The sequence below is a fragment of the Streptomyces sp. NPDC004435 genome (assembly GCF_042873895.1).
Taxonomy (GTDB): Bacteria; Actinomycetota; Actinomycetes; order Streptomycetales; family Streptomycetaceae; genus Streptomyces.
Window position 1 is genome coordinate 315,904 of the sequence record NZ_JBIAMB010000009.1, and the last position, 21,007, is coordinate 336,910.

Here is a 21,007-nt window from a genome sequence, read left to right on the forward strand (position 1 = left end):
CGAGCCGACCGATCCCGCCCCGGCCGCCGCTGACAGCGCGCCGTAGGTGAGCGTCGCAGTCCCGCCGGAGACCTGGGCCTCCAGGCGTTCAAGACGTACCGAATGTCCGCTTCTCCTATGATGGCCAGAGGGCGAGGCCAGAAATGGACTGATGCCGATGAGCGGACCCTTGAACGCCGGGGGGACCGGCGCGGGAGCAGAGGGCCTGCCGCTGGAGCCGTATCCCGCCACTGCCTGGGTGGACCGGATGGGGGCTGTCCAGCTGTGGAGTACAGAGGCGGAAACCCTCCTCGGATACCGGGCGCAGGAAGTCTGCGGCACACCGGCGGTGGAGTTGCTGGCCACCCGCGGGGACCGCGCAGCGGCGTCGGCGTGGCGCGACCGACCTGGGGCCGGCCAGAGCTGGGACGGCGTTCTCGGCCTGCGGCACCGTGACGGGCACGAGGTGAAGGTCGCGCTGCGCGTGCGTCCACTCACGGACCGGGAGGGCCGGGCGGGATGGTCGGTCTCCGGAGGGGACGCCCTGCGGATCGAGCGGGAGAACGAAGACCGGGCGGTGTTGCGGGCCCTGTTCGAGCAGTATCCCGCCCCCATCGCTCTCTTGGACGACGCGTTGCGGTACCGGTTGCTGAACGGGGCGGCGCAGCGGGCCCTCGCCCACTCCGGAAACCCGCTCGTCGGCCGACCGGTCGGTGCGGACACCCCTCATGTCGACTCCGCGACGGTCGAGCGGGTTCTGCGGCAGGTGCGAGAGACCGGTGAGCCCGTCCTGGGCCTTCCAGTGCGCGGAAGCCCCCCGTCCGGTCCGGACCGCGACCGGATGTGGTCGCTGTCCACGTTCCGCCTGACCGACCCGGTCGGCCGGCCCCTCGGCACATGCCAGACGTACGTCGACATCACGGACGGGTACCGGGCCGAACGGCGCCTGGAACTGCTGACCAGGGCCGGAGCGGGCATCGGCGCCACACTGGACGTGGCACGCACCGCGCAGGATCTGGCGGACGTCCTCGTGCCTGCCTTCGGTGACGTCGCCTGGGTGGCCCTGTCCGAGGCCGTGCTCGAGGGGGACGAGCCCCCGAAGATGCTCGGTCCGGGGCAGTGGAACCTGCGCCGGGTCGGCGCGGCTCCGCCGGGTGACGACTGGCCCACCGGTCTCCCCGCTGTGGGCGCGGTTCCGCCCGCGCTGCCGAACCACCCGCTTCTCAGGAGAATCGGACAGGGCGAGACCGTCCTTCTGCCTGACCGGGACAGTGTGATCGCCGCAGCAGAGGGGCACGCGGACCTGGCCTCTCTGTTCGTCCCCGAGCACGGCCACTCGGCGATCGCGGCTCCCTTGTTCGCCCGTGGCCTCGTCCTCGGCACCGTGGTCGTCTGGCGCACCCGCCGACCCGCTCCCTTCGGTCCGGAGGACGTCGACCTGCTGAAGGAGATAGCGTCCCGTGCCGCACTCGGTGTGGACAACGCCCGCCGCTACACACGCGAGCACCGGGCAGCCGTCGCATTGCAGCAGCGCCTGCTCCCCGCCGCCACCACCGACACCCCCGCGGCGGAGACCGTGGGGTTCTACGTGCCGGCGGGAGGCGGGGCGGAGATCGGCGGCGACTGGTACGACGTCATCGCCCTCCCGTCCTTCCGCGTCGCCCTCGTCGCGGGTGACGTCACGGGACACGGCCTGCCCGCCACCGCCACCATGGGCCGGCTGCGCACGGCCGTCGACACTCTGGCCGACCTGGAGCTGGACCCGGACGAACTCCTCACCCACCTCGACGACCTCGTCCAGCAGCTCCAGACCGAGGCGCCCCACCAAGGGGACACCGTCGGCGCCAGTTGCCTGTATGCCGTCTACGACCCCGTCACCTGCCGGTGCACCCTGGCCAGCGCCGGACACCCGCCACCCCTCGTGATCCGGCCCGACGGCACCGTCGAATCCGTCGAGGTCTCGCCCGGACCGCTGCTCGGTGTGGGCGGGATGCCGTTCGAGGCGACCACGTTCGACCTCGAGCCCGGCAGCATCGTCGCGGTGTACACCAAGGGCGTCATCTACCGCGACGACCACGATCCCGACGCCGGTCTGCGACGGCTTGCCGACCGTCTCGCGCGGTTCGCCGGCCCCGGCCGTGGTCTGGACGGCGCGGGACGCGAGCTTCTCCGCAGCCTGGGCGACGCTCCGGCCCGCGACGACATGGCCCTGCTCCTGGCGCGCACGTGTGCCATCGACCCGGGGAACACCGCGACCTGGGAGTTCCCCGCACACGCCTCCGTCGTCGCCGCCGCGCGCAGGGCGGCGGCAGGGCAGCTGGCCGCGTGGGGACTGGACGAGGTGTCCTTCACCACCGAGCTGGTCGTCAGCGAACTCGTCACCAACGCCGTCCGGTACGCGGGCGGTCCTGTCGGCATGCGGCTCATCCGGGGGGACGTACTGGTCTGCGAGGTCGACGATCCCAGCAACACCCAGCCGCGGCTGCGCCGGGCCCGGTGGTCCGACGAAGGGGGCCGAGGCTTGTTCCTCATCGCCCAACTCACCACCCGCTGGGGCAGCCGCTACACCCGGAGCGGGAAGACCATCTGGACCGAGCAGCCCCTCACCGCCGATCTCGACCTGCTCGACCTGCCGCCTTGACCGGCTCGACGTCTATGCGGTGCGCGGCTGCAGCCTGACATCGTGCCCGGTCATGAGGGCAACGACCCCCTGGTCGGTGACGTCCACGGACTGGAGCGCGAGCCCTTGGGGCAAGTTGTCGAGCGGGGCTTGACGCTCCAGGGACTTCTCCAACAGGGTGCGGGCGGCAGGAGGCACGTTCTGGGAGAGCCGCACGTCGTCGACCCCGATGGCTCTCGGCCCGGCGACGCCGACGTGCGCGGAGGCCGAGACCTGTCCGAGCAGCGGGACCTGAGCGGTCGCCACCACCTGGTCGTCGCCCTTGCCTCGGTTGATGTCGACCCCGTAGAAGGCCGAGAGGTCTTCATAGGTGATGGCCGCGGTGACCTCGGCCTCGTCGGCCCGCTCCCGCCCGCCCTGCTCTTGGCGTATTCCGCGCAGATGGATGGAGAGATCCTGAATGGTCAGGACGCGGCCGTTCAGGGCGGCTGGAACCTGTGCGGCGTCGATGTCCGCCTCGGTGATCACCTTTCGAGCCAGCTGAAGTGACACGGGAAAGCCGTTCACATGCACCTGGGGAGCGGAGCTCATGCCGATGCCCCGCCGCACCGAGTCGGCGATGCGGTCCTGCGCGTACTGCGTGGCCAGCACCTCGCTGCCGGCGGCGGTGAGCAACACCAGAGCCGCTGCGATCCATACGTTGCGGCGGCGCCTGCGCCGGGCCAGGCCGTTCTCCGGACCGATCATGTTCTCTCCTTCTCGTGACCCCCGCAGGCTGCCTTGTGCCGCATGTCTACGCGAGCCGTCATAAATTTCTGAGTGTCCGTCAGGTGGTGCCGCGGGACGTGACGGTTGGTCGCGGCGGCGTCGGCCCGTCAGCGGTGGACCGGTTGTCGGCGGCGGGTTCCTCCGTTTCGGTCCGGGTGGCGAGGAGGACGGTGTCGCCGCGTTTCAGTCGCGTACCGGCAGTTGGGATGGTGGCGAGCACGGTGCTGGTGCCGGTGGCACTGGAGCGGGGAGTGAGCGCGATGTTCAGGCCCAGCTCGGCCAGGTCTGCTCTGGCTAGTGCGAGGGTCTTCCCGACCAGGTTTCCGGGGACGGCGACGGTGGGGGTCGTGGGCTCCGTCGATGCGTGAGGGCTCGTCGGGCCGGCGCCGCCGCTGGGAGGGGTGGTGCCTACCGGACCACTGGCGGTGGGCTCTGGCTCGGGCGAAGGGCTTGCGGCGGAGGGCGAGGTCTGCGTGCGGGGACCGGTGGCGTGCGTCGCATCCGGACCCGCGGTGAGGGCAGCGGTGACGACTGCGCCTGAGCCGAGGAGGGCCAGCGCCGCGAGTGCCGTCCGTCGGGGACCGCGGGTTCTCCTGGAGGACCTGAGCGCTGTTGTCGCCTCTTCCTCCGGGAAGGCCGGCGCTCCCGCGAGCGTGGTGTCCTGAGGAGGTGCGATGTCGTGACGTCCGGGGGTGAGCAATGCGTCACGCATGGCCGCCGCGTCGGCGAACCGGTCGTCGGGGCTCTTGGCCATGGCGCGGGCAAGCGCCGTCTGGACGTGTCCGGGCAGTTCCACTCCGAGGTCTCTCGGGGCCGGAGGGTCCTCGTACATGTGCTGGTAGGCGATGGCGAACGGGCTGTCCCCGGTGAAGGGCCGGCGGCCGGTGAGGAGCTCGTAGAGCATGCAGCCGGTCGAGTAGAGGTCGGAGCGTGCGTCGACGGGCCGGCCCTGGGCCTGCTCGGGGGACATGTACGCGGTGGTGCCGACCGAGATGCCCGTGCCGGTCACGCTTGTGTCGTGCCCGTCGGATATGTGGGCGATCCCGAAGTCCATGACCTTGATCAGCCCGTCGGCGGTGATCATGACATTGGCCGGCTTGATGTCCCGGTGGACCAGACCGGCCTCGTGGGCGCAGGCGAGTGCCTCCAGTGTTCCCGCGACCCAGTCGACCGCTTCCTGCGTCGAGGGTGGGGTCGACCTCAGCCGTTCGGCAGCGGTGTGTCCGGTGATGTGCTCCATGACCAGGAACGGGCGCGGGGGCGCTGTCGGAAGCCAGCCGGCGTCGTAGACGGCTGCGACGCATGGATGGTTGAGGGAGGCGGCCGCGCGGACCTCGCGCTGGAAGCGGCTCTGAGCGACGTCGTCGAGGGCGAGCTGTGTGTGCATCAGCTTCACGGCAACCGCACGGTGCAGGAGCAGGTCGTCGGCCGACCAGACCTCGCCCATGCCGCCGCGGCCGATCATCTCGCGCAGCGCGTACCGGTCGCCGATGAGGCCGGCCCACGCGTTGTAGAGGGGGTACTGCATGACGGGTACCTGCGGTCCTTCGAGTGGTCGGGCTGACGGGGAGGGTGGTGATCGGGCTCCTGGCAGGCACGGACTGCCAGAAGCCGCGTGGAGCTGTCTCGCTGTCTCCTCTTCGGATACGGGAGGCCGTACGGGGCCAACTGACTGTCGTGCGGGGTCTTGGACAGGGCCATCCGGGTGAACGAGGGCAGCTGAGGTGCGCCCTTGTTGCAGCCGGCGGCACCGTTCGGAGCCGGGGGCCTCCGCGACCAGAGGTCCGCCGGGCATCCGGCCGCCGGCCGTTCAGTCCGACGTCGGTGGTGTCTTCGGCGCGCGGAGCAGGCACCCGATGGCTGCGGCGAGAACGATGACGCCGACGGCGACGAGAGAGGCGGACAGGCCGTCCATGAAGGCGGACTTGACGCCGTCCGCCAGGGCCGTGCCACGGGCGCCGAGCTGGTCGGCGACGTGCAGACCCGCCGCGGCGGAGTCGCGTGCGGCCTTGGCGGCCTCGGCGGGCAGCTGGTCCAGGGAGTCGGGCAGGTTCGAGCGGTAGTGGCTGCCGTAGATCGAGCCCATGAGGGCGATGCCGACGGCCGAGCCGACTTCGCGGGTGGTGTCGTTCATCGCGGAGGCGACTCCCTGCTGGCCGCGGCCGAGCGAGCCGGTGATGGCGGAGGTGCCCACGGCCCCGGACAGGCCGATGCCGAAGCCCGCCAGGACGAGTCCGCCGAGGAACGGCAGGTAACCGGAGCCGACGTCGAGCTGGGAGATGACGAACAGGCCGGCGCTCAGCAGAAGCAGCCCGACGGTCATGGTGACCTTCATCCCGACCCGTCGCACCAGGTGGGGGGTGGCCTGGGAGGTGGGCAGGACGACGACGGCGACGGGTACGAGGGCCGCGGCGGCCTTGAGCGGGCTGTAGCCGAGGATGAGCTGCAGGTACTGCAGGCCGACGAAGAAGAACCCGAAGACGGCCATGAACTGCACGAGGACGACGATCGCGCCGGCCCGGAAGCCGCGGATGCCGAACAGGGCGGGATCGAGCAGGGGGTGCTCACGCCGCAGGCCGAGCCAGGCGTACGCGGTGAAGGCCAGCACCGTGACCACGAGGGCGGCGATCACGACGGGCTCCGTCCAGCCCTGCTCGTTGCCTTCGATGATGGCGAAGACGAGGGTGCCGATGCCGACAGCGGTGCAGACGGCGCCGGGCACGTCGGGCGGGGAGGGGTGCTCCTCCTTGGTGTCGGGAGCCAGGAGGAGGGCCGCGACGGCGGCCACGAGGGCGGTCGCGGCGCCGGCGATGAAGATCGACCGCCAGGAGAACCACTCCAGCAGGGCCCCTGCGGCGAGCATGCCGATGATGGCTCCGGCGGCGGCGAATCCGGACCAGGTGGCCACGCCCTTGACGCGCTGCTCGGGAGGGAAGGCGGCGGTGATCGTAGACAGGGTGCCCGGCATGATCATCGCGGCGCCCAGGCCCATGACGACTCGCCAGACGATGAGCGTGGTGGTGGAGTCGGCGAAGGAGGCGGCCAGGGAGGCGGCGCCGAAGACGACGGTGCCCGCGACGAGGACGTTGCGGCGCCCGATCCGGTCGCCGATGGCGCCGAGGGGCAGGACGAGAGCGGCCAGGGCGACGGTGTAGCCGTCGGCGATCCAGGTCAGTGAGGCGTTGGTGGCCGACAGGTCGATGGCGAGGTCGGGCAGGGCGAGGTTGAGCGCGGAGACGGAGGCGACGACGAGGACCAGGGACAGGCACATGGCGAACAGGACGCCGTTGTGGCCGGCCCGGCCGGTCGCGACGGCGTCCTGCCGCTCTTCGGGCTGGTCGTCGGAGGCACGGTGGGGGGTGGTGGACATGAGGAACTCGTCTCAGTCGTTGCCGGGCTGGAGCAGTTTGAAGACCAGGCGCGCGGCGGTGCGCTGCACCGCGTGGCGCAGGCGCACCGGGGCCGGCGGGGCTGGGGGCGGGGTCGGGGGAGTGGCCGCCAGGCGGGGGAAGAGCGCTTCGGCGTTGGTGCGGTTGACGGCCTTGAGCGTGGCCGCGTCGACGTTGCCGTCGAGGCCGCCCGCGAAGTACTGCCCGGCGGGAGTGGGGGCGAAGGGCCAGTCGCTGCCGAAGAGGACGTGTCCGGGGCGGGCGAAGGCGAGCAGGGTGGGCAGGGCGGCGGGGCTGGAGGACAGTGCGGTGTCGAAGTAGAAGGAGCGGAAGTCGTCCAGTACGTCGAGCGGGCTGCGCACGGTGTCGTTGGCGATGGTGAGAGCCATGCGGTGTGAGGAGTACGGCACGAAGCCGCCGGCGTGGCTGAGGATGAAGCGGATGTTCGGGTAGCGGCGCGGGATGCCGTTGCGGACCAGGAGGTAGGCGGCGCGGGTGGTGTCCAGGAGGAAGTCGGCCGCGAAGGCGGGAATGCCGTCGACCGGGGGAGCGGGCAGTTCGGCCGGGTGTATGAAGACGACCGCCCCGCGGTCGTTCAGCGCCTGCCACAGCACGTCCTGACCGTCCATGCCGAGGTAGGTGCCCCGGTTGTTGGCGAGCAGGGTGACGCCGTCGGCGCGCAGCTCGTCCAGTGCGCGCGCGGCCTCGGTGGCCGAGGCGTCGGCGTCGGGCATGGGCAGGGTGGCGAAGAAGCCGAAGCGGCCGGAGTGGTCGGCGACCAGGGTCGCGGAGTGGTCGTTGAGGCGCCGCGCCAGGTCGGCGGCCTCGGCGGGTTCGGTGAGGAAGCCGGTACCGGGAGTGGAGACGGAGAGGATCGACGTGGTGGTGCCGAGCAGGTCCATCAGGTGCAGGGCGGACCGGGGGTTCCAGGCGGGTAGGGCGCGGCCGCCGGCGTCGGCGATGCCGGCCTCGGCGAGCTCGTCACGGTAGAAGTCGGGCACCACATGCTGGTGGACGTCGATGCGCTGTGCCGAAGGGGACATGAACGGGCCTTTCATGCGTTCTACGGGTTGTGGCGGGAGCTCTGCCGGCCGGCGCACGTGCACTGCCGACTCGGCCGGCGCCCTGGGCATCGGTCCGGGGAGGCGAATGAACCCGGTTCAGCGGTGGAGCCAGGGCCTTTGGTTGCCCGCAAGGAGAGATCGGGGGCGGAGCGGATGCTCCGAGAGCCGCCGGTGCGGCCGCGATGTCGCAGAGGGGGGGCGGGCCGTCGTCAGATGAAGGACACCGACACGGAGCCGAGGGCTCCGAAACGTGCCTCTGCCTTCTGGCCGGCGCCGATGAAGGGGGCGGTGGTTATGGCGCCGGGGAGGATCACGTGCCCGGGGTCCAGCCCCTTGCCGTAAGCGGTGAGAGCGTTGGCCAGCCAGGCGACCGCGGCGGCCGGGTGGCCCATGACCTCGTTGCTGCTGCCGGTCGCCACGCGGCTTCCGTCGACGAGCAGGTCCACGTTCACCGCCGCGAGGTAGGGTGCGTACGCCATCGGCGTCCAGGAGCCGCAGACGAGTCCTGCGGAGCTGGCGTTGTCCGCGACGGTGTCGGCCAGGGTGATGCGCCAGTCGCGGATGCGGCTGTCGACGATTTCCAGTGTCGGCGCGACCGCATCGGTCGCGGCCAGCACGTCACTGAGGGTTACGCCGGGGCCGTGCAGCGGCCGGGCGAGGCGGAAGCAGATCTCGGGTTCGACGCGTGGGGCACAGTATCGGGCGGCGCGTACCGTCCCGCCGTCGCGGTGGACCATGTCGTCCAGCAGATGCCCGAAGTCCGGCTCGTGCACGCCGAGCAGTTTCCGCATCGAGGCCGAGGTGAGACCGACCTTGTGGCCGATCACCGTCGAGCCGGTGGCCAAGCGGTGGGAGATGTTGTCCCGCTGGACGGCGTAGGCGTCGGCGAGATCGAGAGCGGGCCACCTCGTGGTGAGCGGTTCGACCGGTGCCGTGCGGCGCTCGGCCTCGCGGAGCAGCCGGGCGGCCTCCGTGCGTCGCCGGGTGGCCGCCGGCCTCATGTCCCGCTCCTCGCCGCCAGGCGCGTCGCCGCCTCGTAGACCAGCTGGGCGTGCAGTTCGAACATCGCCACGAGGTCGACGTCGTCACCGTTGATCTCCCGCTGGACGAAGAGCCCGTCGGCGCCGGCGACGGCGTAGGTCGTCAGTGCGTGCATGGAGTGCTCGTCGAGGTCCGGGACGAGTTCCTGGGCCATGTCGGCGATCTTCGCACGCGCGATGTCGCGGACCTGCAGGAAGACCGTCCGGCCGCGGGGTTCCGCAGGACGCCGTTCGAGCGCGAGCATGAGGCCGAGGCGGAGGAAGTCGGGGGCGTCGATCAGCGACTTGCCCACCTTTCCCGCCATGGCGGTGACCCGTTCCAGGGGGGTCCCCGTCTCTTCGCTCGGAAGCTCCACGGCGGCGAGCCACGTTTCGAAGCTGCGCTCGATGACCGCGGCGATCAAGTCGTCCTTGTCCTTGAAATGCCAGTAGATCGAGCTGGCGGGCAGTCCGCACTTGGTGCTGACGGCCGCGATCGACGTGCCTTCGTATCCCCGCTCGCCCGCGATCTCGACGGCGGCGTCGAGGATGCGCTGCCGCGACTCCACTCCGTTCGCGCGCTTCTTGCGGGTCGTCTGCGGCTTTGTCATGGCAGGTGCCCCTCTGGTGTGCGCTTCACGCCGGCTGCTTGACCCTATCCGGCAATGAGCCTACCGTAGCACTCGTTCCAATTGGAGTGAACACTACGGTAAGAATCGTGCAGCATGATCGACAGTGAGGTGGCCTGATGAGCGAGACCGTGGCCGGCGCAGAGACCGAGGACAGCGCCTACGACGTGGCGGTGATCGGGTACGGGCCCACGGGCGTGACCGCGGCCAACCTGCTGGGCGCGATGGGGCTCCGCGTCGTCGTCCTGGAACGGGACGCCGAGATCTTCACGCGCGCCCGGGCCATCTCCACCGACGAGGAGGTCGTCCGCATCTGGCAGCGGATCGGCCTGGCCGATCGCCTCAAGCAGGACATGCTGACGGAGCGGCCGGTGGACTTCGTCGACGCCGACGGCCGTACGTTCCTCAGCGCCTCCCCCACATCGCGCGGCCACGGGCACCCGCCGCAGATGTTCATCTACCAGCCGGCCCTCGAGCAGGTCCTGCGCGACGGCGTCGACCGCTACCCGAACGTGGAGATCCTGCTGCGCCACGAGTGCCTGCGCCTGCGCCAGGACGCCGACGGGGTGGAGCTGACCGTGGTCGGCACGGCCGACGACTCGGTCCGCCGGCTGCGCGCCTCCTACGTGATCGCGGCCGACGGTGGCTCCAGCCTCACCCGCGCGCAGCTCAACATCGGGTACGAGGGCCGCACGTACGAGGACCGCTGGATCGTCATCGACACCAAGATGCTCAAGCCCTGGCCCGACCACGACAAGCTGCGGTTACACTGCGACCCGGCCCGCCCGGCCGTCGACTGCCCGACCCCGCTGGACCACCACCGCTACGAGTTCCCCCTCCTGCCCGGGGACGACGAGAAGCAGCTGGTCACCGAAGACGCCGTGTACCGGTTGATCTCCCGGTACGGGATCGGCCGCGACAGCATCAAGGTGCTGCGCGCCACCGTCTACAGCCACCACGTCCGGTTCGCCTCGCGCTTCCGCGTCGGCCGGGTCTTCCTCGCCGGCGACGCCGCGCACGCCATGCCGCCGTGGATCGGCCAGGGCATGGCCGCCGGCGTCCGGGACGTGGCCAACCTCTGCTGGAAGCTGAAGTCCGTCCTCCACGGTGAACTGCCCGAAAGCGTCCTCGACAGCTACGAGACCGAACGCAAGCCGCACGTCAGGGAGGTCACCAAGCGAGCGGTGTTCGTCGGCCGCATGATCACTGAACGTCGGCGCCCGGTCGCTCGTGTCCGCAACGGCGCCTTGCGCGCCCTGGACCGCATACCGGGCTTCGGCGACTGGCTGCAGGACTCGAACTGGATCCCTGTGGCCCGCTACGACGCCGGCTTGCAGGCCGGCCCGCGCACCAAGGCGACCGGGCACCAGATTCCGCAGCCCTGGGTGACCGGTCCCGACGGCGAACGCGTACGGCTGGACGACGCGCTCGGCGGCCGCTGGGTACTGCTGTCTCTCGGCCGGCCCACCTCGCAGCCCGAGTGGGAGCGCCTCGGCGTCGAGTCGCTGGCCGTTCTGCCGGTGGGCTCGCGCCCGGCCGACGGGGCGGTCGTCGACAGCGACGGCGTCCTGCTCCCCTGGCTGATCGAGCACGGTGTCACCGCAGTGGCCCTGCGCCCCGACGCCTACGTCTACGCCGCCGCCCCCGTCGGTGACCGGCTTCCGCCGCCTCCGGCCGGACTCGCCCCCGCGTCACGGCCGGCCACGACCACCGCTCAGTGAGGACGTCATGACCACACCCACCGAAGTCCCCGCGATGCAGGAGCACCTGCTCGACGTCGACGGCAAGAAGATCTTCGTCGCCGAGACCGGACGGGGCGCCCCCGTCCTGCTGCTGCACGGTGGCGGTCCCGGAGCGTCCGGGGTCTCCAACTACAGCCGCAACATCGCGGAACTGTCCCAGGAGTTCAGGGTCATCGTGCCCGACCTCCCCGGCTACGGCCGCAGCAGCAAGGGCATCGACCTCGCCGACCCCTTCGGAGCCCTGGCCACCGGCATCCGCGGCGTGCTCGACCAGCTCGGCCTGAAGAAGGCCCACTTCGTCGGTAATTCCTACGGTGGAGCCTGCGCCCTGCGTCTCGCCCTCGACACCCCCCAGCGGGTCGACCGCATGGTGCTCATGGGCCCGGGCGGCATCGGCACCACCCGCGCGCTGCCCACGCCCGGTCTGAACAGCCTGCTGAACTACTACACGGGGGACGGGCCCTCGCGGCCGAAGCTGGAGAAGTTCATCCGCGAGTACCTGGTCTTCAACGCCGCCCACGTGCCCGACTCGATCATCGACGCGCGCTACCGGGACAGCATCGACCCCGAGGTCGTCGCCGCCCCGCCGCTCAGGCGCCCGAAGTCGCTCGGCGCGCTGTGGAAGATGGACTTCACCCGCGACAAGCGCCTGACCAGGCTGGCCGTGCCCACCCTGGTGCTGTGGGGCGCCGCGGACAAGGTCAACCGGCCGTCGGGTGGCCGGATGCTGGCCGAGCGCATGCCCGACTGCGACCTGTACGAGGTCGCCAACACGGGGCACTGGGTGCAGTGGGAGCGCGCGGACCTGTTCAACCGGCTCTGCGCCGACTTCCTGGCGGGCCGCCGATGAACACCGCGCCCTCCGTCTTCGGCTCGGTCCACCTCGGCTACGTCGTCGTCGAGTCCGACCGCTTCGCCGACTGGCGCCGGTTCGGCACCGACGCCATCGGCATGCACCACGACGACATCTCCCGTGACGTGATGCGCTTCCGCCTCGACGACCACGAGTGCCGCTTCCTGATCCGGCGTGGTCCTGCCGAGGACGTGGTGGCGATCGGCTGGCACATCGACGACCACGCCTCCTTCGAGCAGATCGAAGCCCGCATCCGGGCCCACGGCGTCCCCGTCGTGCGGGGCTCCGACGAGGAGGCCGCCCTGCGCGGCGTGGAACGCCTGCTGCGTTTCCCCGGGCCCAAGGGCATCGTGCAGGAGATCTACACCACCCCGCTCATCTCGTCCGAGCCGCTGCGGATGGTCGCCTCCGGCTGGGTCACCGGCGACGCGGGCATGGGACACGTCGCGATCACCTCCGCCAAGCCCACCCTGATGCGCGGCTACTACAACACGGTCTTCGACGCCCGCCTGACCGACTACATCGACGAGACGATCAGCGGCGTCAAGCTCAAGATCCGCTTCCTGCGCGTCAACGAACGCCACCACTCCATCGCGATCGCCGCCCTCCGCGGCCTGCCGATCGACCCGATCCGCACCCGCGTCCAGCACCTCAACATCCAGGCCGACAGCCTGGACGACCTGGCCCAGAGCTACGAGCGCGTGCACGAACTCGGCTTCGACATGGCCCTGTCGGTGGGCCAGCACACCAACGACAAGGAACTCTCCTACTACGCCCGCACTCCCTCGGGCTTCGAGTGGGAGGTCGGCTGGAACCCCCTCGTCATCGACGAGAGGACCTGGGAGCCCTCCACCCACCAGGGCATCAGCATCTGGGGCCACAAACCCGTCGGCCAGACGATCGTCGACAAGCTCGACCAGTTCCGGCTCGGCGCCCGTTCCCTCGTCCGGCCGGAGAGGACCGTCCCCGCCCTCAGCGGCGCCGGCATCCCCGACGACTGAACCGCTACGGTCACTCCGCCGCCCGGCGGGGTGACCGCACTCGCTCGATCCCCGGCAGCGCGGCGGAACACCGCCGCCGGCCCTCTCGCCCGGTCGCACATCCCTCGCACCGGGGTTTCCCCAGGCACCCTGGCCTCACGGCCCGATCACGGGCGAAGTCCCGCAGGTCCGGCAATCCCGGACGCCCGCGGTTCCCCATGACTGCCCGCCGTCCCGCACTGCTCGGTCCGTCCCGCACACCGCCCGAAGTGCTTCCCGTCACGGGATGCCGGGAACCGTGATGCCGGGCCCCGGTGAGTGACCATCCACCTCGCGAGAGGACCTCGACCCATGTCCGTCCCGCCTCCCAGGCCCGACAGCGGGCCCCCACCACACGACCGGCGCCACGAGGCTGCCGCGAGCGCTTTGCAGGAGGTGCCTCGCACACATTCCGAAGCGCGCCGGCGGTTCCTGGCGGTCAATGGCGCCGCCTTCCTGGTCTCCGCAGCGCTGTCCGGCACGTTCGGCGAGCTGTTCACCACCCGCCTGGCGGGCAGGCTGCCTCTGGGCATCGCGTTCGGCACTCTACAGCTGGCCGTTCTGCTGCTGTCCTCATGGTGGTACGACCGCACGCTCAGCCGTGAAGCCGATCCGCTCGTCGACCGGCTGCGACACCGTGCGCAGCTCGTGCACCCGTCACCGCCCCAGCCGGGTCGGACAGGGGCCACGTCCCGATGGCCGTACTCGTCGCAGGGGAGGCGGAGATGACGGAGCTGTCGCTCGCCGCGGGGTTCCCGTCGGTCTCGGGCGGTTCCGACGACCGGGCGATGGTCCTGATCGGCTTCATGGCGTTCATCGTCCTGTCCCTGTTGTTGTGCGTTCTGGCCGGCCCCGAGGACGACACCGCGGCCGACTTCTACACCGGCAACCGGTCGATGACGCCGGTGCAGAACGCGCTGGCGCTCACCGGGGACTACATATCGGCCGCCACGCTCCTGGGCGTGTCCGGCCTGGTGGCCGTGGTCGGATACGACGGCATCTCCCTGGCGGTCAGCAGCTGCCTGGCCGTCGGGGTGTTCCTGCTCCTCGCCGGTCCGCTGCGCAATGCCGGCCGCTACACCCTGGGCGACGTCTTCGAGCTGCGTTCGCCGGGTTCGTCGTCCCGTATCGCCGCCGCCACGGCCACCTTGGCCGTCTGCCTGCCCTTTCTCGTGCTTCAACTGGCCGGAGCCGGCAGCGCCACGGCCCTCCTGCTCGGACTGACCAGCCTGGGAGCCGAACAGGTTTGCACCGTCTTCGTCGGAGCGCTGATGATCTGCTACGCGGTGCTCGGCGGCATGAGAGGGACGAGCCTCGTCCAGATCGTCAAGGTGGCCGTGGTGTTCACCACCATGGTGCTCCTCGCCCTTCTGGTCCTGCGGCACCACGACTTCGACCCGGGCGCCCTGCTGACCGCGGCCGAGCGGGGGAGCGGGCTTCACGACCGCTACTTCGAACCCGGTCACGCACTGGGGGACAGTGCGGTCGGCCGCCTCGACTTCCTGAGCCTCCAACTGTCCGTCGTCCTGGGCGGCGCGTGCATGCCGCACGTGCTGATGAGAATCAACTCGGCCGCCGACGGCGCCACCGCCCGTCGAGCGACCCGCTACGCCATCGCCATCATGGCCGTCTTCTTCCTCTGCGTCGTCATCGCGGGCCTCGGTGCCGCCGGCATCGTAGGAGGCCAGAAGATCCGTGCCGTCGACAGCAGCGGCCAGACGGCCCTCTTCCTCCTGGCCGGGGAGCTGGGAGGCGGTACCTCGGGACGTGCGGGCAGCGTGCTGTACACCGCTGTGGCCTGCTCCGTCTTCGTCACCGTGCTGGCGGTGGTCGCCGGTATCGTCCTCAGCGCCGCGGCCGCCCTGGCGCACGACCTGCACGCGCACGCGGTACGCGCGGGACACATGTCCGAGCGTCGGGAATTCCGATCGGCCAGGTGGGCGGTAGGAGCCGTGGGCGGGATCGGCATCCTCCTGGCGGCGATGGCCCAGGGGCGGGACCTTCAGTCCCTGACCTCTCTCGCACTCGCTCTCGCCGCCTCCACGGTCCTGCCCGCCTGCCTGTACGGACTGTTCTGGAGCCGGTACAACCGGACCGGGCTGCTGTGGACCGTGTACGGCGGAATCTCCTGCACGACCGCCCTGTACGTCTGCTCCCTCTCCTTCTCGGGCGCGCCCACCTCGCTGCTGCCGGGACACGACTTCCACGTCATCGGTATGCAGTCGACCGCCGTGATGGCCATTCCCGCGGGATTCCTGCTCGGGTGGGTGGGCAGCGCCGTCGGGCGGCGTGGACGGCCGACGGCAGAACCCGGGGCGGACCTCCGCTGGCGCGAGCGTGTTCTGGCCGGAGTGCGAGAGCAATGACGTGTGCCGCGGCCCGGCAGCCAGACCGGGCCGCGGCACACGTCGCGCACTCACTCACGGCAGCAGAACGTGCTTACCGTTGCCGGGTCCGGCTCAGGCCGGCTTTTCCCCGATCCTGGTGGCCAGTGCGGGGAACTGGGCCAGCGCGTTGGAGCGCTCGACAGCCAGTCGCTCAGCGGGCGAGAAGGTCTCGTCCAGCTGTGGGGCGGGGTCTCCTGCCGCGAGGAACAGAGCGCTGGTGAACGGCCAGTCGGTGGCGAAGAGAACGCGCTCCGTTCCGGCCAGCTCGCGCACGGACTTCATCGCCTGGGGCGCCGGGGACAGGGCGGTGTCGTAGAAGATCTTGCGGAAATGCGGGCTGCTGTCGTCCAGGCCGGCGGCCCCCACCTGCTGCGCGATCGCCGGGGTCAGAGTCAGCAGGCTGGTGCGGTAAGAGATGTACGGCAGGGTGCCACCGGCGTGAGCGGCCAGCCACCGGATGCGCGGGAACCGCTGGTAGACGCCCTTGTAGAGCATGTTGACCAGCGCGCGGGTGGTGTCGAACGTGAACTCGTACAAGAACGGCGGCAATCCGAGGTCCGGGTACCTCTGCGGGGTCGAGGGGTGGATGAACACCATGGCGCCCAGGTCATCGAGCGCCGTCATCAGCGGGGCGAACACGGGATCGCCCAGGTACGTTCCGCCGTAGCTGCTGAAGATGCCCACGCCGTCCAACTTCAGTTCTCGTACGGCCCGCCGTGCCTCGGTGACGGCGTGGGAGACGTCCTGCTCGTCGACGGTGCCGCCGAGGGGCAGGACGGCGAATCCACCGAAGCGGCCCTTGAGACGCGCGGACGTCGTGTGGACCAGGTCCCGGCTCGTGTAGGCGTTCAGACGCTGTGCCATCGCCACCCGGGCCGCCGCGGAGGACAGGTAGGTGACGCCCGGCTCGGAGACGGAGACCACCTGGGTCTGGATGCCGTAGCGGTTCATGAAGTTCACCGCGAGGTCCGGGCTCCACAGGGGGACCGGCACGCCTCCGATCGCGGTGATGCCGTGCGCCGCCAGGTCCCGGCGGTAGAAGTCCGGAATCAGATGACAGTGCACGTCGATGCGGTCTCTGCCGCGGCGTGCCGGAGCGCCGGAGGGGGCGCTGCCGCTCGCGGTCGCCGGCCAAACGCCGAGGGCTGTCGCGGTGGCAGACAGCGGCAACGCCGCCTTGAGCAGTCCGCGCCGTCTCATGCCGTGTGACTCGGCTTGTCCTGGAGCAGCCATGAAGACACCTCACCGAAGGGGGGATGGGGGAAGGGTGCGTCCGCTGGAGGATCGACGCGGACACCGGGCAGCCACAGGTGGCCGGTGCGGAGGCGGTGACCGCACCAGCTTCTTGTAGTGTTCACTACAGCGGCTGGAGTGACCGCTACGGTAAGAGGGGCGGGGATGGGCGTCAAGGATCGCGGCAGGGGTGATCTGCTGGGGTGAGAGCCTGCCGGGTGCGCCCGCTGCCCGTCGGCCGGGCGCCCGGTGCCGGCTCAGGAAGAGGTGCTGTCCACCGATCCGCGGCCCGAGCGCAGCACGCGGGACAGGCCCAGAGCGGCTGTCCGTACGGCGGGCGCCAGCTGGGCGGGGTGGAACCGGCCACGCGGCACGGCGACGGACAGGGCGGCCACCGCCGTCGCCCCGTCGAAGACGGGCGAGGCGATGCAGTTGACGCCGAGGGCGGCCTCCTGCTCCTCGTATGCGAGACCGGAGACCTGGATCTGCTCCAGGGCGGTACGCAGCCGTGCCGGATCGGTGACCGAGTGCGGGGTGAGACGGGGCAGGGGCCCGGCCAGCACCTCGTCCGCCAGCGCGGAGCCGGAGAAGGCCAGCAGCGCCTTGCCGACGCCCGTGCAGGTCAGGGGAAGACGTCCCCCGATGCGTGAGGGCAGCGTCAGGGTCTGGTGGCCGTGGATCCGCTCGACGTAGACCACGTCGTGCCCTTCCCGAATGCCGAGGTGCACGGTCTCGTGGGTCGCCTCGAAGAGGTCCTGGAGGTATGGCAGCGCGGCCTCCCGCAGGTCGAGCCGGCGTGGCACCAGCGAGCCCAGCTCGAAGAGCTTCCCGCCGAGCCGGTAGGACTCTCCGGTGCGTTCGAGCAGACCGAGGCGCACCAGATCGGCGCAGAGGCGGAACGCGGTCGTCTTGGTCAGTCCCGTACGGGCGGTGATTTCCGTGAGACGGAACGTACCGCCGTCCGGACGGAAGCAGTCGAGGACGGCAGCCGCCTTGTCGAGCATGTTCCCCTGCGCACTGTTCCGTGTCATGGAACATATTTTGCCGCCGTGTGAACCGTACGCCTATACCTGTGGTGGATCGACGGACGGCCCCGCCGCCTCTCCGACACCCCCACCACTCTCCGCCTGGAGGTACCCGTATGTCCGCACCGCCGCACTCGCCCCCGCCGGCAGCGACCGTGAGCCCTCTCGAGCCCACCGACGCCGTGAACCGGGCGGCCGCCGTCCTGGAGGAGGCCGCCCGCACCGGCGTCCCCTGCGCCCCGGTGCGCTCGCTCCTGCCCGAAGCGGACATCGACGCCGCGTACGCCGTGCAGCGCCTGCACGTGGAACGCGGGATCGCCGCCGGGCGACGGCTGGTGGGCCGCAAGATCGGCCTGACCTCGCCCGCCGTGCAGCGCCAGCTCGGCGTGGACCGGCCGGACTTCGGCGCGCTGTTCGCCGACATGTCGGTGCCCGAGGGGCGCCCGATCGCCCCCGGCCGGCTCCTCCAGCCGAAGGTCGAGGCCGAGGTCGCCCTGGTGCTCGGCACGGACCTGCCCCACCGCGACCCGACCGTCGCCGACCTGCTGCGCGCCACGGCGTTCGCGCTGCCCGCGCTGGAGATCGTCGACAGCCGCATCGCCGACTGGGACATCACCATCGTCGACACCGTCGCCGACAACGCCTCCTGCGGCCTGTACGTCCTGGGAGGCACCCCCGTCCCCCTGGACCGCGTCGACCTGAGGGCCGTGACGATGACCCTCACCAAGAACGGCGAGACGGTCTCCGAGGGCACCGGAGCCGACTGCCTGGGCAGCCCGCTCACCGCCGCCCTCTGGCTCGCCTCCACCCTGGCCGGGCTCGGCGACCCGCTGCGGGCCGGCGACATCGTCCTGACCGGCGCGCTCGGCCCGATGGCCGTCGCCGCCGAGGGCGACGAGTTCACGGCGCACATCGAAGGACTCGGCACGGTCACGACCACGTTCGCGTCCACCGCCACGGAAGGAGCCACAGAATGAGCACGAAGGTCGCCGTCATCGGGTCGGGCAACATCGGCACCGACCTGATGATCAAGATCCTGCGGCTCTCCGCCTCCCTGGAGATCGCCGCCATGGTCGGGATCGACCCCGACTCCGACGGCCTCGCCCGCGCCCGCCGCCTGAAGGTCGCCACCACCCACGAGGGCGTCGACGGCCTGGTGGGGCTCGACGAGTTCGCGGACGTCGAGATCGTCTTCGACGCCACCTCGGCCGGTGCGCACCGCCGCCACGACGAGGTGCTGCGCGCGCTGGGACGCAGGGTCGTGGACCTGACGCCCGCCGCGCTCGGCCCGTACGTCGTCCCGCCGGTCAACGGCGACGACCACCTCGACGCACCGAACGTCAACATGGTCACCTGCGGCGGCCAGGCCACCATCCCGATCGTGGCCGCCGTCGGGGCCGTGACGCCCGTCCACTACGGCGAGATCGTCGCCTCGATCTCCTCCCGTTCGGCCGGTCCCGGCACCCGGGCCAACATCGACGAGTTCACCGAGACGACCTCGTCGGCCATCGAGAAGGTGGGCGGCGCGGCCCGGGGCAAGGCGATCATCGTCCTGAACCCGGCCGAACCCCCGCTGATCATGCGCGACACCGTGTACTGCCTCGTCGGCGACTGCGACGACGCCGCGGTGGCCGCCTCGGTGGAGGAGATGGTCGCCCGCGTCCAGGCGTACGTGCCCGGATACCGCCTCAAGCAGAAGGTCCAGTTCGAGCGCGTCGCCGACGACGACCCCCTGCGCTCACTGCTGCCCGCCGGCACGCGGACCACGGGCGCCGCGAAGGTCTCGGTCTTCCTGGAGGTCGAGGGCGCCGCCCACTACCTGCCCGCCTACGCCGGGAACCTCGACATCATGACCTCGGCCGCCCTGCGCACCGCCGAGCGCATGGCAGCCGCACACCCCTTCACGGAGGTGGTCTCCCGATGACCGCGAACCAGCCGCCCGCCCTGTACGTACAGGACGTGACCCTGCGGGACGGCATGCACGCCGTACGCCACCGCTATACCGTCGAGCAGGCCCGCACCATCGCCGCCGCGCTGGACGCCGCCGGGGTCGGCGCGATCGAGATCGCCCACGGCGACGGCCTGTCCGGCTCCAGCATCACCTACGGCGTCGGCGCGCACACCGACTGGGAGTGGATCGAAGCCGTCTGCGACGGCGTTCGCCACGCGGTGCCCACCACGCTGCTCCTGCCCGGCATCGGCACCCTGCACGACCTGCGCCAGGCCCACGCCCTCGGCATCCGCTCGGTCCGCGTCGCCACCCACTGCACCGAGGCGGACATCTCCGCCCAGCACATCGCGGCCGCCCGCGACCTGGGCATGGACGTGGCGGGCTTCCTGATGATGTCCCACATGGCCGAACCCGCCGAACTGGCCCGCCAGGCCAAGCTGATGGAGTCCTACGGAGCGGGGTGCGTCTACGTCACCGACTCCGGCGGCCGCCTGACCATGGACGGCGTCCGCGACCGCGTCCGCGCCTACCGCGACGTCCTCGCGCCCGACACCGGAATCGGCATTCACGCCCACCACAACCTCGGCCTGGGCGTCGCCAACTCCGTCGTCGCCGTCGAGAACGGCGTCACCCGCGTCGACGCCTCCCTCGCCGGCCAGGGCGCCGGAGCCGGGAACTGCCCGCTGGAGGCGTTCATCGCGGTCGCCGACCTGATGGGCTGGGAACACGGCTGCGACCTGTTCCCCCTGATGGACGCCGCCGACGACGTCGTGCGTCCCCTGCAGGACCGCGAGGTCCGCGTCGACCGCGAGACCCTCACCCTCGGCTACGCGGGCGTGTACTCGAGCTTCCTGCGCCACGCCGAGGCCGCTGCCCATCGGTACGGCCTCGACACCCGCGCGATCCTCGTAGAGGTCGGCCGGCGAAAGCTGGTCGGCGGCCAGGAGGACATGATCACCGACATCGCCCTGGACCTCGCGGCGGCCGGCTCCGTCGGCTGACCGGGAGCGGCTGCCCGTCGACGGCCCGAGCGCTGTTCTTCATACGCGCGAAGCGCACGGCGCAGGACGTCCGTTCCGCGAGACGCACCGGCAGCCTCGCGCGCAGGCGCTCGGACCCGACGGAACCCCGTCGTGACCGACGGAATCCGTGGACGGCGAAGCCCCGCGCCGACGGGGCTTCGTCTCATGTCGTGCGAATCCGGCGCCACCACCGGTGCCGGCGCGCCGTCCGCGAGCGGAGGTCCGTCTTGACGATCTTCCCGGTGGGACAAGGACGTGGCCGCGACCGAAACGGGACCCGACCGGGTGGCCGGTGGGGCGTCCCCCC

General features: G+C 71.1%; 17 protein-coding genes. 9 read left to right on the forward strand and 8 right to left on the reverse strand.

The genetic code is table 11. The features are described 5' to 3' along the window. Positions 1–157 precede the first annotated feature (157 nt). Entirely contained in the window at positions 158–2,620 is a 2,463-nt protein-coding gene (locus tag ACFYT9_RS19075) for a SpoIIE family protein phosphatase (RefSeq protein WP_389165244.1), read from the forward strand. A 12-nt stretch (positions 2,621–2,632) separates the two neighbouring features. Here the strand turns inward: ACFYT9_RS19075 and ACFYT9_RS19080 are convergent, their stop codons facing one another. The 6 genes from ACFYT9_RS19080 to ACFYT9_RS19105 form a co-directional block, all read right to left on the reverse strand. After that, positions 2,633–3,346, reverse strand: coding sequence for a DUF2993 domain-containing protein (locus ACFYT9_RS19080; RefSeq protein ID WP_389165247.1), 714 nt, complete (start codon positions 3,344–3,346; stop codon positions 2,633–2,635). A 79-nt stretch (positions 3,347–3,425) separates the two neighbouring features. Next, the gene (locus ACFYT9_RS19085) at positions 3,426–4,895 is read right to left on the reverse strand and encodes a protein kinase (protein WP_389165250.1); all 1,470 of its coding nucleotides are present in this window, start codon (positions 4,893–4,895) and stop codon (positions 3,426–3,428) included. Between the two features lie 282 nt (positions 4,896–5,177). Further along, the gene (locus ACFYT9_RS19090) at positions 5,178–6,737 is read right to left on the reverse strand and encodes an MFS transporter (protein WP_389165252.1); all 1,560 of its coding nucleotides are present in this window, start codon (positions 6,735–6,737) and stop codon (positions 5,178–5,180) included. A 12-nt stretch (positions 6,738–6,749) separates the two neighbouring features. Next, positions 6,750–7,799 (reverse strand): amidohydrolase family protein, encoded by a 1,050-nt coding sequence (locus tag ACFYT9_RS19095; protein ID WP_389165255.1) that lies wholly within the window; start codon positions 7,797–7,799, stop codon positions 6,750–6,752. 230 nt (positions 7,800–8,029) lie between these two features. After that, positions 8,030–8,821, reverse strand: coding sequence for a 2-keto-4-pentenoate hydratase (locus ACFYT9_RS19100; RefSeq protein WP_389165258.1), 792 nt, complete (start codon positions 8,819–8,821; stop codon positions 8,030–8,032). Continuing rightward, positions 8,818–9,450, reverse strand: a complete 633-nt coding sequence (locus ACFYT9_RS19105; RefSeq protein ID WP_389165260.1) for a TetR/AcrR family transcriptional regulator — start codon at positions 9,448–9,450, stop codon at positions 8,818–8,820. The genes ACFYT9_RS19100 and ACFYT9_RS19105 overlap by 4 nt, the downstream gene beginning before the upstream one ends. Positions 9,451–9,587: 137 nt before the next feature. On the opposite strand from ACFYT9_RS19105, the gene ACFYT9_RS19110 reads away from it, so the two are divergent. From ACFYT9_RS19110 to ACFYT9_RS19130, 5 genes are all read left to right on the forward strand, one after another. After that, positions 9,588–11,189: a bifunctional 3-(3-hydroxy-phenyl)propionate/3-hydroxycinnamic acid hydroxylase gene (locus ACFYT9_RS19110; RefSeq protein ID WP_389165263.1), complete on the forward strand. Its 1,602-nt coding sequence runs from the start codon at positions 9,588–9,590 to the stop codon at positions 11,187–11,189. A 7-nt stretch (positions 11,190–11,196) separates the two neighbouring features. Beyond that, entirely contained in the window at positions 11,197–12,060 is an 864-nt protein-coding gene (locus ACFYT9_RS19115) for an alpha/beta fold hydrolase (RefSeq protein WP_389165266.1), read from the forward strand. Continuing rightward, positions 12,057–13,064: a VOC family protein gene (locus ACFYT9_RS19120; protein WP_389165268.1), complete on the forward strand. Its 1,008-nt coding sequence runs from the start codon at positions 12,057–12,059 to the stop codon at positions 13,062–13,064. Before ACFYT9_RS19115 ends, ACFYT9_RS19120 begins: the two co-directional genes overlap by 4 nt. A gap of 330 nt (positions 13,065–13,394) precedes the next feature. After that, the gene (locus ACFYT9_RS19125; protein ID WP_389165270.1) at positions 13,395–13,811 is read left to right on the forward strand and encodes a DUF485 domain-containing protein; all 417 of its coding nucleotides are present in this window, start codon (positions 13,395–13,397) and stop codon (positions 13,809–13,811) included. Next, positions 13,778–15,448: a cation acetate symporter gene (locus tag ACFYT9_RS19130; protein ID WP_389165273.1), complete on the forward strand. Its 1,671-nt coding sequence runs from the start codon at positions 13,778–13,780 to the stop codon at positions 15,446–15,448. The genes ACFYT9_RS19125 and ACFYT9_RS19130 overlap by 34 nt, the downstream gene beginning before the upstream one ends. Before the next feature lie 93 nt (positions 15,449–15,541). Here ACFYT9_RS19130 and ACFYT9_RS19135 read toward each other — a convergent pair whose 3' ends face one another. Further along, entirely contained in the window at positions 15,542–16,669 is a 1,128-nt protein-coding gene (locus ACFYT9_RS19135) for an amidohydrolase family protein (protein WP_389165275.1), read from the reverse strand. 290 nt (positions 16,670–16,959) lie between these two features. Then, on the reverse strand, positions 16,960–17,706 hold the full coding sequence (locus ACFYT9_RS19140; protein ID WP_389165334.1) for an IclR family transcriptional regulator: 747 nt from the start codon (positions 17,704–17,706) through the stop codon (positions 16,960–16,962). A 137-nt stretch (positions 17,707–17,843) separates the two neighbouring features. Between ACFYT9_RS19140 and mhpD the strand changes: the two genes are divergently transcribed. Genes mhpD through dmpG form a run of 3 tightly spaced genes read left to right on the forward strand, consistent with a single transcriptional unit; the run spans position 17,844 to position 20,679 of the window. Then, the gene (gene mhpD / locus ACFYT9_RS19145) at positions 17,844–18,704 is read left to right on the forward strand and encodes a 2-keto-4-pentenoate hydratase (RefSeq protein WP_389165278.1); all 861 of its coding nucleotides are present in this window, start codon (positions 17,844–17,846) and stop codon (positions 18,702–18,704) included. Next, positions 18,701–19,651, forward strand: a complete 951-nt coding sequence (locus ACFYT9_RS19150; RefSeq protein WP_389165281.1) for an acetaldehyde dehydrogenase (acetylating) — start codon at positions 18,701–18,703, stop codon at positions 19,649–19,651. Before mhpD ends, ACFYT9_RS19150 begins: the two co-directional genes overlap by 4 nt. Beyond that, positions 19,648–20,679, forward strand: coding sequence for a 4-hydroxy-2-oxovalerate aldolase (gene dmpG, locus ACFYT9_RS19155; protein ID WP_389165283.1), 1,032 nt, complete (start codon positions 19,648–19,650; stop codon positions 20,677–20,679). Before ACFYT9_RS19150 ends, dmpG begins: the two co-directional genes overlap by 4 nt. Positions 20,680–21,007 lie beyond the last annotated feature (328 nt).